Origin of the sequence: Pseudanabaena sp. FACHB-1998 (genome assembly GCF_014696355.1) — a bacterium.
Taxonomy (GTDB): domain Bacteria; phylum Cyanobacteriota; class Cyanobacteriia; order Pseudanabaenales; family Pseudanabaenaceae; genus Pseudanabaena.
The window spans coordinates 1-14,161 of sequence record NZ_JACJQA010000014.1 but is presented as its reverse complement, the minus strand read 5'-3'; the positions used below and the strand labels follow the sequence as shown (position 1 = coordinate 14,161).

The following is a 14,161-nucleotide window of genomic DNA, read 5'->3' as shown; positions in this document are numbered from 1 at the left end:
TTAAATAAAAAGCTATTGCTCAGAAAATGTTGTAATTGTCATCGTTTGATTGTGGAGTTCGCAACACTTCCCAAAACCAGCAGGAGCAATTTCGCCATAGGAATAAAAACCCGTTAATACGGTTTTGTTTCCCATAATTTCTCTTACTCCTTCCACTTCTTCTTCGATTCGTTGTTTTAATACTAGTTTTCGTCCTACACAACTAATTAAAATTGCCAGATCAGCAGAGCCATTTTCCATAGGACTAATGCTAGTTTGAGCGGCTGAAATAGCTCCATCCACCAAGCGGTTAAAGTTTGCCTGCATCAATTGGACAATGCTCCCCTCTGGGACATCCCCCGCAAATGTGAGATTTTGCTTGTCCTCATCCACTGCCAAGATGGTACGAACCACTGAGCGATCGCCTGTCGAGTTATATAAACTAAGCGGAAATAATAAGCCTGTAGCAGGCAGACCAGAGGCATAGTCACCAAGATATTTTTTATATAGTTCTAGCGCCGATAGACCATCTAGTTCGTATAACACGTTACCCTTGGATTTAGTAACCATTCTTTTGGGACCAAAGGTTGTCCATCCTCCCAGAGATCCATAACCAATTTTGAGGCGATCGCTATAAATGCCAATAGCGGCGATTACTCCGCGATCAATCAACTCATCCCAAATTACTAAGGTTTCTTGAAACCGCGAACCATCGCCAGAAAGCCCTCCAGTAATGGTGACCGCCTCAGGTAATTGCGATCGTAAGCCCAATATTAAGTCGCTACCATTAACGCTCAACCCATCCGATAGCACAAATAAATGCACTAATCCTTTGGTCTCAAAAGTTTGCGCCAACTTTGCACCAGCATCAAAGCTGTGGGCAGTATCCTCTATCCGCAGAAAATTTCCTTTGATTTGACTATGTTCAAACTCGATCGCTGTTGCTACTACTGCGCCGTCACTAACTTGTGTATTATAAATTTCTCCTGCGGTCGAACAACCTAAAATATGCGCAGTCGGGTAGACACTTTTAAGATGTTGCAGAGATTTTTGAGTCTTTAGAACCTCAGTATCACCAAACATCAATACTAATTGTGCGGTTACTAATTGTGCAGGTAAGTCAGAACTAGATAATGTTGTCTCAGTTTCCCACCCTTGTTTTGCCGTCCATCTAGATTGTTCGATTTTCATGCTTAATTTCCTTGAAAAATTAATGAGATCTAGCTATATTTACGGATTTAGTGTATTTATCATCACATATACTCCTATTTTATAGCCTAAGCATAATGTTGGGGGTATTGCGTAAGTAAGCTAGTACTAGTAATACCAAATGAAGAAATGGCTACGCCATTTCTTCATTTAAAAAAACTGACTGGGTTTGTTTTTTTAATCACAAAAGTGTTGTCACACTTTTGTGATTGGGTATGATTTTTGTCTGGGAAGGCAGTATGATGTTACGCGCAAAGAGTTCTGATAAATTGCCTAAAGTGAAATATCAACTTTCGCTTTTATTGATAGCATCAATATTTGCAAATAGCCTCCTCATTTTGATAAGTAGCTCTATCAATGACTCAAGCAAGGAATTTGAGGCGATCGCCCAAGCAATTCCTCGACCTACGGAACCCAGTAACCTACCCGCCTTACCCGATACCCTACCCAAGCCTCAACCATTTCCCCCCTTTCAATCTCCTCCTTCCATCCCACCCCCTCCTTCCCAATTAAACGATTCAATTATCCCTGAAACTGATGTATTGATAAGAGAAATTAAAGTTTTAGGGAGTACCGTTTTTTCCGAGGCAGAGTTACAACAGGTCGTTAAGCCCTATCTAGGAAAAAATGCCACAATCCAAGACTTATTAGCAATTCGTTCTATTATTACTGACCTTTACATCAATAGCGGTTATCTTACCTCTGGTGCTTTTTTGCCATTACAAGCTCAGGATTTTAAAAATGGCATTATTTCTATTCAAGTAATTGAAGGGGAACTAGAACGCATAGATATTAATGGTTTATCACGATTGCAAGAAGACTATGTGCGATCGCGGATGATCCCCGCAGGTTCTCGACCTCTTAATATCCGTAATTTAGAAGAAGGATTACAATTATTGCAACTTGATCCTCTATTTAGTTCAATTCAAGCCGACCTCAAAGCAGGTAGAACCGTCGGCAGAAGTGTATTGCAAATAGAACTAAAAGAAAATGATCCTTGGTCAAGTTCTCTCATAGTTGATAATCGAGAGTCCCCCAGTGTTGGCTCTTTGGGCGTGTATGCTTCTCTAGGCTATCGCAATTTAACTGGCTTAGGCGATAGTCTTCGCATTGATGCGTCAGGGACAGAAGGTACAAGAAAATATGGAATTCAATATGACTTACCTTTAAATGCTCAAGATGATTTACAACTGCGATATAACTCCAACAATAGTCGAATTGTCGAAAAGCCATTTTCATTGATTGATATCAATAGCCGATCGCAAACTGTAGCGATCGGTTATCGTCATTTTCTCTTCCGCCATCCCACCAGCGAACTATCCTTAGGTTTGACCTTGGAACGGCGAGAAAGCAATGATTTTCTCTTTGGCAATATTCCTTTTTCATTTTCCATTGGTTCCGAAAATGGACGTTCCGTTGTTAATGTTTTACGCTTTAGTCAAGAATGGATTGGTCGAACGATCGACCAAGTGCTGGCGGCGCGATCGCAATTTAATGTAGGGCTAGGAATCTTTGACTCAACGGTAAATAACACGGGAACGGATGGTCGTTTTTTGAGTTGGCAGGGACAATTTCAATGGGTGCAGGCTTTGGACAAGGATGCCATTTCCATTTTTCGTTTAGGAGCGCAGTTAACTAGTCAATCTCTATTACCTACTGAGCAGTTTGGGCTTGGTGGGGTTGATACAATTCGGGGTTATCGCCAAAGTTTATATGTGGGTGATAGTGGTGTTAGTAGTTCTATGGAATTAAGATTTCCGATATTACGCAGTGAGGCGATCGGGCTAATCCAAGTTGCTCCATTCATTGATTTTGGTGCAGTGTGGAATAATTCACCTAATAGTTTTGCAGGAATTCTAGGGAGTACGGGACTGGGATTGAGATGGGAAATTAATCCTAATTTTCGAGCAAAGTTAGAATGGGCAGCCCAATTGGTTTCAACAAACTTTGCCACCAATGCCTCTCAGCCCCAAAGCCTATTTTTTTCATTACAGATTACTGGCTTTTAAGTTCAAATAATAAGGATGGGCGGCGCGAAGCGCCGCCCATCCTTATTATTTTTTTAGGAAATGAGATTGGGCTTCCCGCTTAGCAAGAAGCCCAATCTCATTTATAGCTATACTTACTGAAACGTCGCTTAATTTCTAACACTTTTACATGTCATCTCGCTCCGCCAATTCTTCACGTATAAATAGCTACTGGAAAAAGTTTCTACCTTGGCTCGAATCCTGCGCGATCGCTGCTTGGGGAATCGTACTTACAAAGCTTTGGTTGTCAGGACAGCTATATCTTTTAGTGCATCCTAACTACATTCCGCTTACGGCGATCGCGGGTTTAGGCTTATTGGCAGTAGGTGGTATCGAAGCTTGGCGAGTAGTGCAAAGACGGCGCTACAATTACTCCAACGATCAACAACACGTTAGTTTGATCAAACCCTCCTTAAGTAGCAGCATACTTTTAGTAGTTGCGGTTATTGCTCTATTCATTAATCCTCGCCCATTCACTAGCGAAAAAGCTATTCATCGTGGGGTCATTGAAAATATTGCTGATGCTCGGACTATCCCAAAATCCTTTCGGGCGAGCAATCGACCTGAAGAACGCACCCTCGTAGAATGGGTACGCACCATCAGTTCCTATCCTGAACCAGATGCTTATAAAGGTCAAAAGGCAAAAATTACAGGTTTTGTGGTTCATGCTCCCGATCAGCCTGACAACATGTTTTTGCTGACCCGCTTTGTGATTACTTGCTGTGCGGCGGATGTTTATCCCGTGAGTTTACCCGTCAAAATTACTGAAAATCGGTCTAACTATCCCCCCGATCGCTGGCTACAAATTGAAGGTCAAGCGGATGTGGAAAATAACAATGGCAAACGCCAAGTTGTGATTGTGGCAAATAATATTACGGCGATCGCTGAGCCTAAAAATCCTTACGATTATTAACCCAATGAGAGAATAGCGGCTTCACGTTACCCCAATCCTGAAGATGAGTTGCAGCGCAAAGCGCCGCAACTCATCTTCAGGGTTTATAAAGCATCGCGCCAAAATTTAATGAAGAGCAGTTACAATTGAGTTTGAATGGTTCGATCGCATTAGATGTCAAATATAACCTCAACCCCAGAGCAAATTAATGTTCAAATTGCAGAGCAAACTAATGTCCAAATTGCAGAGCAAGTAAAACAAAAGGTCGTCGTCGGATTATCTGGCGGAGTTGATAGTTCCGTTGCCGCCGCTCTATTGCACCGTGCAGGATATGATGTCACGGGCTTAACCCTATGGTTAATGAAAGGCAAAGGACAATGCTGTTCTGAGGGAATGGTCGATGCTGCACGTCTATGCGAAGAATTAGGCATCCATCATGAAATTGTCGATAGCCGTGATGTCTTTGAACAAAGCATTATTAATTATCTCGTTACAGGCTATGCCGCAGGCGCAACACCTCTGCCCTGTTCACGCTGCAACAAAGCTGTAAAATTTACACCCATGATGACCTATGCTCGCGAAAAATTAGGCATCAATAAAATTGCAACGGGGCATTATGCCAAGCTAAGTTTTAACGCTGATTCGGGACGCTATGAATTGCGCCGAGCCGTTGATGACACCAAAGATCAATCCTATTTTCTCTATGAAGTCGGACAGGAGGAATTAAGCTGCTGTATTTTTCCTCTCGGGGATACTACCAAAGTCGAAACCCGCAAAATCGCCGCCGAATTTGGTTTAGCCACTGCCGAAAAGCCCGAAAGTATGGATCTCTGCCTTGTGGAAGCAAATGGCTCAATGCGAGCCTTTCTCGATAAATATCTCACTCCCGTTCAAGGCAAAATCGTTGATACCAATGGCAATGTGTTGGGTGAGCATGATGGCACATATCACTACACCATTGGTCAACGCAAAGGTTTAGGGGTAGCCGCCGCAAATCCTCTTTATGTAATTGCTCTCGATCCTGTTAAAAATGAAGTGGTTGTTGGCGATCGCTCCGAAGCCCATGATCAGGAATGTCAGATCAATCAAGTGAACTGGGTCTCAATGGCTCCTACCCATGTTCCCTTCCATGCGGAAGTGCAAGTCCGTTATCGTACAGTTCCTGCGGGTGCAACGGTAATTCCATTAGAAGGCGATCGCGCCCAAATTATCTTTGACGAACCACAATTTAGCATTACCCCCGGACAAGCGGCTGTATTTTATCGCGATGACTTGCTCCTCGGCGGCGGATTAATCGAATCCAAAATCTAAACAAAAAAACCTTGCAAAGCAAGGTTTTTTTGTTTTAAGTGGTAGGAACTACTTGTTTTCTTAGAGAAGTTAGGCGACGCTTAGCCGTTTCATTTTTTTCATCTAATACCAACACCTGCTCATACATCTCGATCGCCTGAGGTAACAATTTTTTCTTCTCATAGGCATGACCAAGATTATTGATCGCAGTTACATAGCCAACTTGTAAGGCGATCGCTTCTTTGTAATTTTTGATCGCCAGATCGTACTGGTCTTGCGAAAAATAGGAAAAGCCAAGCGCATTATAAACTTCGGGAATATTATCGCCGCCTTCTTTAAGAGCCTTATTAAATAGGGCGATCGCCTGAGCATAGAGCTTTTTGCGTAAATACACACTACCAAGTTGATAATAATCTTCGGGGCTACCTTTTTCTTTTTGAAGCTTAGGCTGCAATTCAGAAATCACATTTTCTAAGCTACGAGCTTTTAAAATCTGGCGAATAACTAACCAGCTAACCCCCGCTAAGAGCAGGACTAACGCCCCAAGGTATGCGATCGCTAATGTACTATCCATAATTTTATGTATCAGATCAAATTAAATTTCATTGACTTAAGTGAGTAAGAATAATTAAAAATCATAACCAAAACCTGCGGCGCACGCTGCGCGTGCGCCGCAGGTTTTATGGTTTTATATTTAATTTATCTTACTTACTTAACAAACTTTGTCTATCATTGCACTCTAGCAATTTCTTGAGACGCTTTAAAAAGTAATTTTTAACAAAACCCTATAATATCTGGTATAGCTCTGAACAGAGAAATCATCCAAAGATTACTAAGGAGTGAAATTATGAAAGAATCAGTAATTTATCAGGATATATTACTAGAAGGCAAAGCTGAAGGTTTAGCCAAGGGTAAAGCTGAAGGTTTAGCCAAGGGTAAAGCTGAAGGTTTAGCCAAGGGTAAAGCTGAAGAAAAAAATCAAATTGCTCTCAAAATGCTGCGTTCTAACATGGCTGTAGATTTGATTGCTGAATTTACGGGGCTTACCCTCAAGCAAATTCAAAAATTACAAAAGCTTTCGGCACAACAATCGCAAATCCCCAAGTCAAAAAAAATCAACAGATCTTCCTAAAATACATTGGATGTTTCATAGACAGTTTTTGAAACCAATTGCTAAAAATTTGTCTTTCGGTGTAAGATAATAAGCCGTGAATTTATTTGGGCTAGTAGCTCAGTTGTATAGAGCAATCGCCTTCTAAGCGATCGGTCGATGGTTAGAGTCCATCCTAGCCTGTTTCTTTCAAAAGCGAGTGGGTACTCAGTACCGACTCGCTTTTGTCTTGACTATGCCTGAAGCTACAAGACGATTACTATAAAATAGGTGATGGTCTAAGCGATAGTTATATTCTGGCGATCGCCTATTCTTTAGGATTTATTTTTAGGATTTAATATTTAAACATGGGTAGTACATTCGGGCATTTATTTCGCGTCACGACTTTTGGGGAATCTCACGGCGGCGGCGTGGGAGCGATCATCGATGGATGCCCACCACAGCTTGAGCTTAGTGAAGCTGATATTCAGGTCGATCTTGATCGGCGCAAACCGGGGCAAAGCAAAATTGTAACTCCCCGCCGCGAAGACGATCGCGCCCAAATTTTGTCGGGAGTTTTTGAGGGCAAGACCCTTGGCACACCGATCATGATTTTGGTACAAAATAAGGATGCCCGTAGCCAAGACTATTCGGAAATGGCGGAAAAATTTCGACCTTCCCATGCCGATGCTACCTATCAAGCAAAATATGGTATTCGTAACTGGCAAGGGGGTGGTCGATCTTCGGCAAGGGAAACGATTGGACGAGTTGCCGCAGGAGCGATCGCCAAAAAAATCCTCAAACAAGCCGCAGGTGTGGAAATCATTGCCTATGTAAGACAGGTCAAAGATTTAGTTGCGCCCGATATCGATCCAAATACAGTCACGATGGAACAGGTGGAAAGCAATATTTTACGTTGTCCTGATCCTGTGATGGCGGAGAAAATGATTGACTTCATCGACAAAATTCGTCGCGATGGTAACTCCGTTGGCGGCATTGTCGAATGTGTAGCGCGAAATGTACCTGTGGGTCTGGGCGATCCTGTGTTTGATAAGTTGGAAGCGGATCTTGCCAAAGCGGTGATGTCTTTGCCTGCTAGCAAGGGTTTTGAGATTGGTTCGGGGTTTGATGGCGTTCATTTAACTGGGCGTGAACATAACGATGAGTTCTACATGGAAGGAGATCGCCTTCGCACACGCACTAATAATTCGGGCGGCATTCAAGGCGGTATTTCTAATGGAGAGAATATTGTTTTGCGGGTTGCTTTTAAACCCACGGCAACAATTTTGCTAGAGCAGAAAACGGTATCAGTCTCTGGCGAAGAAACTACGCTCACAGGGAGAGGTCGTCACGATCCCTGTGTGTTACCTCGCGCTGTGCCAATGGTGGAAGCGATGGTGGCTTTAGTATTATGCGATCGCTATCTCGCTCAAAAAACAGTTACTTTTTAATCCAAAAAAAGGAAGGGAGTTGCTCTGCGACTCCCTTCCTTTTTTTGGATTTAAAAGAGACTTGCATCGCAAATCTCTTTTAAATTGCTATTAACCTAGAACCTTGCGAGCAGTTGCTACAACGTTATCAACGGTGAAGCCAAACTTGGCATAACCGATAGGGCCAGGAGCCGAAACACCGAAGGTATCCATACCGATCGCTGCGCCTTCAAAACCGACATACTTGTGCCAGCCAAAGGTGCTACCAGCTTCAACACTGACGCGCTTCTTGACGGATGCAGGAAGTACTGATTCTTTGTACTCATCAGATTGCTCATTGAAGAGTTCTTGACAAGGCATCGAGACTACGCGCACTGCCTTACCTTCGCCCGCGAGGATAGCCGCTGCCTTGGTTGCTAACTCAAGTTCGGAACCTGTCGCAATGATGATTAATTCAGGATTGGCAGCTTCGACAACAGTATAAGCACCCTTCTTCGCGCCTTCGATGGAAGTACCAGCGAGGTTCTTCACGTTCTGACGAGTGAAGGCTAGGAAACTAGGACGCTTACGATTGGCGATCGCTACTTGATAAGCAGCAACAGTTTCGTTGGCATCCGCAGGACGAATGGTCAAGGAGTTGGGAATAACGCGCAAAGAGGCAATGGTTTCTACTGGTTGGTGGGTAGGACCATCTTCACCGAGCATTACGGAGTCGTGGGTGAGGATGTACAGTACACCAATCTCTGACAAAGCCGAGAGACGCATTGCGCCGCGCATGTAGTCAGCGAAGACAAGGAAGGTTGCACCGTAAGGAATTGTGCCGCCGTGTAGGAACATTCCATTCATGATTGCGCCCATCGCGTGTTCGCGAACACCAAAGCGGAAGTTACGACCTTCGTAAGATCCATGTTGAAAGTCGGCTAGCCCCTTAACATAGGTCATGTTAGAGTGAGCCAAGTCAGCAGAACCGCCCAAGAATTCAGGAAGTACAGGGGAAAGTGCGTTCAAGCAAGCTTCTGAAAGAAGACGAGTTGAAGTTTCCTTTTGAGCAACAGGCTCAAGGGCTTTTTCCCAACCTTCAGGAAGTTCGCCAGCCATGATGCGATTGAATTCCGCAGCTTCAGCAGGATAAGCTTTTTCGTAAGCAGCGAAGCGCTCATTCCATTCTGCTTCAGCAGTTGCGCCCTTGTCGATCGCCTGATGGAAGCGAGTATAGGCATCCGCAGGAATATCAAAAGGTTCATTTGTCCAACCAAGATTGGCGCGAGTTGCCGCAACTTCATCGCCACCGAGAGCTGCACCATGAACGCCAGATGTACCAGCTTTCTTAGGTGAGCCGTAACCAATGGTGGTGGTGACAACGAGCAAGCTAGGCTTGTCGGTGACAGATTTAGCTTCAGCAAGTGCTTTAGCGATCGCATCTAAGTCTTCGTTACCATCAGCAACCTTAACAACGTGCCAACCGTAAGCTTCGTAACGCATAGCCACATCTTCGGTGAAAGCTAAGTCGGTGCTGCCATCGATGGAGATGCTGTTGCTGTCATACATCATGATCAGCTTGCCGAGCTTGAGGTGTCCGCCCAAGGAAGCTGCTTCAGAAGCGATGCCTTCCATGTTGCAGCCATCACCGAGGATCACATAGGTGTAATGATCAACGATGTTGTGGCCGGGTTTGTTGAAACGCGCCGCCAAATGTGCTTCAGCGATCGCCAAACCAACGGCATTACCGACACCTTGACCAAGAGGACCTGTGGTGACTTCGACACCTGCGGTCTCAAAGTTTTCAGGGTGTCCGGGGGTGGGGCTGCCCAATTGACGGAAATTTTTGATGTCTTCGATGCTAACGCTGTCATAGCCAGTCAGGTGCAGCAAAGAATATTGCAACATACAGCCATGTCCTGCGGACAAGACAAAGCGATCGCGATCAACCCACTTAGGATTTTTGGGATTAAACTTTAAAAACTGATCGAACAGCACAAAAGCCATTGGTGCTGCGCCCATCGGCAGACCGGGGTGACCAGATTTTGCCTTTTCGACCGCATCGATCGATAAAAAGCGGATGGAGTTAATGCAGAGTGTCTCAAGGGTTTGAGGTTTCGAGGGTGCAGCGACCATAGTTACAATTGCTTAGAAAAATTTTGTACTCAATCAGGTACATTTTCCCTCAAAACTGTCCCATAACAATAACAAATTTTAATATTTGGTAGCGTCCTACTCAATTTAGGTTTACATCCATAGGGTAGAGGCAACGTGAAGGCTCTTTACATACTTTCCTTCCAGTGAATAATTAGGCGCGCGCGGCGAAGTTATTCACTGGAAAAAACAGTTAAATATAAGACCTTACAAGCTGTGACGCACGCTGTGCCTGTGCCACAGCTTGTAAGGTCTTATATTGTGCCGAATGGGTGTATCGAAACTCAAACAATTGTTACGGCATCTTAAAATCAGCGATCCCTGACAATTTAAGTACTACCATATACATAGATAGGAAAAAAATCCTAAATTCAAGTTCTCTAGATATTCCTTAAAGGGTGATAGTTATGAACGGCTTAAAACAAAAATTCATGAATATGGTGGAATATTTAAGCGATGCGATCGCCAAAATTTTCACCCCTAGCAAAGACGATTTCCCCGCCACAGGCGCACAGCCCTACAACGGCGATCCTGCCAATAATCAATAAAAAAGAAGAGGGACGCAAAGCGTCTCTCTTCTTTTTTTACGCTGATTTTTTATTGTCCCTTGCTATACTTGGCGCAGCATTATCTGAACTTAATCGCCTTACCTAGCGGTGACCGATGACCCCAAATCCCAGCATCCTCCAACCCCAAGCCCCCCAAGCCCCCCAAGTATTAGTTAGCCCTTGGCAATGGACAAGGAAAAATCTATTTAGCAGTTGGTTTAATAGCTTATTAACCCTTGTCTGTATTTGGTTAATTTACCAACTTGTGACAAATATCTGGACTTGGGCAACAGCGATCGCCCAGTGGTCAGTGGTCAGCAGCAATTTGCGCCTCTTTTTAGTGGGACTTTATCCTGTTAACGAATTTTGGCGATTGTGGAGTATTTTAGCGATCGCTGGTTCTCTATCAGGTATTTCTTGGGGGATATGGGGAAGATTTAGTCGTACTGTGGCGATCGCTATTGGCGCATTATCCATAGCTCTGGGGATTTTATTGCCTGTGGATGGCATCTCGAAACTTTTAATTTTAGGTATTACTGGCGCGATCGCTTTAGGCTTTGGAATTGGTCAGCAATGCAAAAGGTTTACCCAAAGCTCTTTAGTTTTAGCGATCGCATGGCTGGTTTCCTTTCCAATTTCTCTCTGGCTGGTGGGTGGCAACTTTGGACTAACGGCTGTTGAGGTAAATGTATGGAATGGATTAGTTCTTACTTTAATTGTGGCGATTTCTAGCATTACTCTATCTTTTCCTTTGGGCGTATTACTAGCTTTAGGTAGACAAAGCACCTTACCTTTAATCAAAATATTTTGCGTTCTCTATATTGAAATTGTGCGCGGATTACCCTTGATTGGCATTTTATTTATGGCGCAGGTGATGCTGCCTTTATTTTTGCCAGCAGGGCTAGAAATTGATCGAGTACTTCGGGCGATCGCTGCCTTTGTCTTTTTTAGTGCAGCTTATCTTGCCGAAAATGTGCGGGGAGGCTTGCAATCTATTCCGAAAGGACAGTCGGAAGCGGCAAGGGCTTTGGGACTAAGTACTCCTTTAACAATTATCCTAATCGTTTTACCTCAAGCGCTCAAGGCTTCCATCCCTGCCATTGTTGGACAGTTTATCGGTCTATTTAAAGATACATCTCTAGTCGCGATCGTGGGACTTGTCGATCTGATGGGTGTAGCCCGAACGGTTTTGTCACAGCCTGAATTTATCGGTCGCTATGCGGAGGTTTATCTTTTTGTCGCCTTTATCTATTGGATGTTCTGTTTCTCCATGTCTCAAGGTAGCCAAAAACTAGAAAAGAAACTCCAAAACTAAGGGATTGCTACTTTGCAGCAATCCCTTAGTTCTGATTAATTTAGAACATACGCATTAGGTAGATTGGGCGGGGGCTTTGCCTGCGCCCAATCTACCCAAAACTCAGTCAATTCGTTGATTTTCCGTAAGTCCTATAATTTTTAAAGATAATCATTTGATTGCCACCTCTTTGTAGTTCATAGGCAACTTGGATGATTTCTGAGGTGATCCCGTCTTTGGCGAGACTCTCTCTGACGGTATCCAAGTAGGGCGATCGCTCCTGAGCTAAAGTTAATATCGGAAAAATTCTGACTTCTTCAGCGATGCGGCAAAGCTCACGAATTGAGTCTAAATGGAACTCAAGACTAAGGTGCGCTGAATAGAGAAATAAAAAGTGAGAGCATAAAGCCAGTTGAAATTGCTGATCTGCAAAATCGAGCCTTGGCAATTCAGCTTTAAGATATCGACTAGCAGATTTGCCTTGTTCATAGTCTTCGAGAAATAAGGCGATCGCTTTTTCTCGATTAGCCTGTAAATCTGCTGGCGATTTATGATATTTCCATATCCAGTTGCTAGGAGATTTAATCACCTGCTCGATGATGCCATCCACGCAAGCATCAAAGCGACTTTTAATTTCTGCGCCCGTAAATTGATAAATCGGATCGATGGATGTAACTTGATATCCTGCGGCAGTCATCTCCGCATTAAAACTGGCTGGTCCATCGCCTATGCCAATTATCGTTTTTTGGCGATCGCTTTCCGTAAGCGCAAACATTAACTCATATTCGGCTTTTGAGCGTCCAAAAGGGACAATATTATCTAATATCATTAGGATTACGCCATACTAACGAATTTATACCAAAGGAAGAAATGGCTACGCCATTTCTTCCTTTAAAAAATCTTACTGAGTTTGGTTTTTAAATCACAAACGTGTTGGCACACTTTCATGATTTGGTATTACTGGGTTTTGAATGGATGTGGCGCGGGCGAAGCCCGCGCCACATCCATTTGATGTTTAAATCCTAATCATGTTGATTAATCCAAGGTGTCGGAATCGAACCGACATATCAACGATTATGAGTCTATGACGTTATCCCCTGAAAATCTCTGTATATATGAATCTCATATTTTTATTTAATCCATCATAGTCATTTCATAGTCAAAACAGCTTTCTTGGTACAAATAAAACTATTTTTGGAGTGGCGATCGCCTTATAGGACTGCACAAAAATCTCACTTGGATTCTTGACGGTGGTAACATGATGCTTGCTAAAAGTTAGTAGGATCTATGTCAGAAGAGCAACGTCGTCAGCTACAGCAGCAACTTTGGAAGATAGCCGATGATTTGCGCGGCAAGATGAATGCCGATGAATTTCGGGATTATATGCTGGGGTTTATTTTCTATAAATATCTGTCTGAAAAAATTGAACGCTTTGCCGATGAGGTGCTAGAGGGGGATGGCGTTAAGTTTGCGTCACTGATGGAAGAGGATGCTGAAGGTGCGTTAATTATTGAGGAAGTCCGCAAAGCAACGGTTGAGGCTTTGGGTTACTTTTTGAAGCCTTCAGAACTTTTTAAGGCGATCGCACTCAAGGGCAATAACCAACTAGACACCAATAATGAGGGTGAGAGTCATAACTTTATCTTGGCGGATCTAACTAAGATTCTCAAAAATATTGAACAGAGTACGCTGGGGACTGAGAGCGCTGATGATTTTAGTAACTTATTTGAAGATTTAGACTTGACTTCATCGAAGCTAGGGGCAAGTGAGCAAGATAAAAATGAGCTAGTTGTCAAGATTTTGGCTCATCTGCATAAAATTGACTTTCGGCTTGATGATGCTAACGCTGATGTTTTGGGAGATGCCTACGAGTATTTGATTGGTGAGTTTGCCAGTGGTGCGGGTAAGAAGGCGGGAGAGTTTTATACGCCGCAACCTGTTTCGACTTTGTTGGCGAAGTTAGTCACCAGTGAGAAAACAAAATTAAAAACTGTCTATAGCAAAAGAAGGGAAAGATAGGACATAATATTAAAGAAGGAGAGCCAAAAAAAGAACCGAAAATGACAGCAGCCTACAGCCTAGATTTACGAGAGAAAGCAGTATCAGCCGTCGATAGAGGAGAAAAAAAGAGTCACATCTGCCGAACATTGAACATCAGCAGAAATACATTAGATCAGTGGCTACAACTTAGAGAAGAGAAAGGAAACCTAGCTCCCCAAGAGTATCGACGAGGACCGAAACCAAAAATCGATGACCTAGAAGCCTTCCA

General features: G+C 43.4%; 13 protein-coding genes and 1 tRNA gene. 10 read left to right on the top strand and 4 right to left on the bottom strand.

What is annotated here, in order from left to right; translation table 11 throughout:
• Nucleotides 1-12 precede the first annotated feature (12 nt).
• Nucleotides 13-1,170 (bottom strand): FIST N-terminal domain-containing protein, encoded by a 1,158-nt coding sequence (locus H6F42_RS05735; RefSeq protein ID WP_190398401.1) that lies wholly within the window; start codon nucleotides 1,168-1,170, stop codon nucleotides 13-15.
• Between the two features lie 257 nt (nucleotides 1,171-1,427).
• Between H6F42_RS05735 and H6F42_RS05730 the strand changes: the two genes are divergently transcribed.
• The 3 genes from H6F42_RS05730 to mnmA all read left to right on the top strand — a co-directional run bounded on the left by H6F42_RS05730 (nucleotide 1,428) and on the right by mnmA (nucleotide 5,418).
• Complete coding sequence (locus H6F42_RS05730; RefSeq protein WP_190398400.1) at nucleotides 1,428-3,197, top strand: ShlB/FhaC/HecB family hemolysin secretion/activation protein; 1,770 nt, start codon at nucleotides 1,428-1,430, stop codon at nucleotides 3,195-3,197.
• Between the two features lie 148 nt (nucleotides 3,198-3,345).
• Entirely contained in the window at nucleotides 3,346-4,128 is a 783-nt protein-coding gene (locus tag H6F42_RS05725) for a TIGR03943 family protein (RefSeq protein WP_190398399.1), read from the top strand.
• Nucleotides 4,129-4,281: 153 nt separating this feature from the next.
• On the top strand, nucleotides 4,282-5,418 hold the full coding sequence (gene mnmA / locus H6F42_RS05720) for a tRNA 2-thiouridine(34) synthase MnmA (RefSeq protein ID WP_242018342.1): 1,137 nt from the start codon (nucleotides 4,282-4,284) through the stop codon (nucleotides 5,416-5,418).
• A gap of 34 nt (nucleotides 5,419-5,452) precedes the next feature.
• Here mnmA and H6F42_RS05715 read toward each other — a convergent pair whose 3' ends face one another.
• Nucleotides 5,453-5,971 (bottom strand): tetratricopeptide repeat protein, encoded by a 519-nt coding sequence (locus tag H6F42_RS05715; protein ID WP_190398398.1) that lies wholly within the window; start codon nucleotides 5,969-5,971, stop codon nucleotides 5,453-5,455.
• Nucleotides 5,972-6,244: 273 nt separating this feature from the next.
• On the opposite strand from H6F42_RS05715, the gene H6F42_RS05710 reads away from it, so the two are divergent.
• The 3 genes from H6F42_RS05710 to aroC all read left to right on the top strand — a co-directional run bounded on the left by H6F42_RS05710 (nucleotide 6,245) and on the right by aroC (nucleotide 7,938).
• Nucleotides 6,245-6,529, top strand: a complete 285-nt coding sequence (locus H6F42_RS05710) for an Rpn family recombination-promoting nuclease/putative transposase (RefSeq protein ID WP_199288926.1) — start codon at nucleotides 6,245-6,247, stop codon at nucleotides 6,527-6,529.
• An 88-nt stretch (nucleotides 6,530-6,617) separates the two neighbouring features.
• Nucleotides 6,618-6,691 (top strand) — tRNA-Arg (locus H6F42_RS05705).
• Nucleotides 6,692-6,855: 164 nt separating this feature from the next.
• Nucleotides 6,856-7,938, top strand: a complete 1,083-nt coding sequence (aroC, locus tag H6F42_RS05700) for a chorismate synthase (protein ID WP_190398397.1) — start codon at nucleotides 6,856-6,858, stop codon at nucleotides 7,936-7,938.
• A 90-nt stretch (nucleotides 7,939-8,028) separates the two neighbouring features.
• On the opposite strand, the gene tkt is transcribed toward aroC, so the two are convergent.
• On the bottom strand, nucleotides 8,029-10,032 hold the full coding sequence (gene tkt, locus H6F42_RS05695) for a transketolase (RefSeq protein WP_190398396.1): 2,004 nt from the start codon (nucleotides 10,030-10,032) through the stop codon (nucleotides 8,029-8,031).
• Nucleotides 10,033-10,457: 425 nt separating this feature from the next.
• Between tkt and H6F42_RS05690 the strand changes: the two genes are divergently transcribed.
• Together H6F42_RS05690 and H6F42_RS05685 are read left to right on the top strand one after the other, a co-directional pair.
• Nucleotides 10,458-10,598 carry a hypothetical protein gene (locus tag H6F42_RS05690; protein ID WP_190398395.1) on the top strand — a complete coding sequence of 47 codons (141 nt, stop codon included), beginning with the start codon at nucleotides 10,458-10,460 and terminating at the stop codon, nucleotides 10,596-10,598.
• A 115-nt stretch (nucleotides 10,599-10,713) separates the two neighbouring features.
• Complete coding sequence (locus H6F42_RS05685) at nucleotides 10,714-11,913, top strand: amino acid ABC transporter permease (protein WP_190398394.1); 1,200 nt, start codon at nucleotides 10,714-10,716, stop codon at nucleotides 11,911-11,913.
• Nucleotides 11,914-12,019: 106 nt separating this feature from the next.
• Here H6F42_RS05685 and H6F42_RS05680 read toward each other — a convergent pair whose 3' ends face one another.
• Nucleotides 12,020-12,721 carry an SAM-dependent methyltransferase gene (locus H6F42_RS05680; RefSeq protein ID WP_190398393.1) on the bottom strand — a complete coding sequence of 234 codons (702 nt, stop codon included), beginning with the start codon at nucleotides 12,719-12,721 and terminating at the stop codon, nucleotides 12,020-12,022.
• 458 nt (nucleotides 12,722-13,179) lie between these two features.
• Between H6F42_RS05680 and H6F42_RS05675 the strand changes: the two genes are divergently transcribed.
• Together H6F42_RS05675 and H6F42_RS05670 are read left to right on the top strand one after the other, a co-directional pair.
• Nucleotides 13,180-13,911, top strand: coding sequence for a type I restriction-modification system subunit M N-terminal domain-containing protein (locus H6F42_RS05675; RefSeq protein WP_190398392.1), 732 nt, complete (start codon nucleotides 13,180-13,182; stop codon nucleotides 13,909-13,911).
• A 41-nt stretch (nucleotides 13,912-13,952) separates the two neighbouring features.
• Nucleotides 13,953-14,161 (top strand): helix-turn-helix domain-containing protein (locus H6F42_RS05670; RefSeq protein WP_190398391.1); only part of this gene is annotated, 209 nt, incomplete at its 3' end.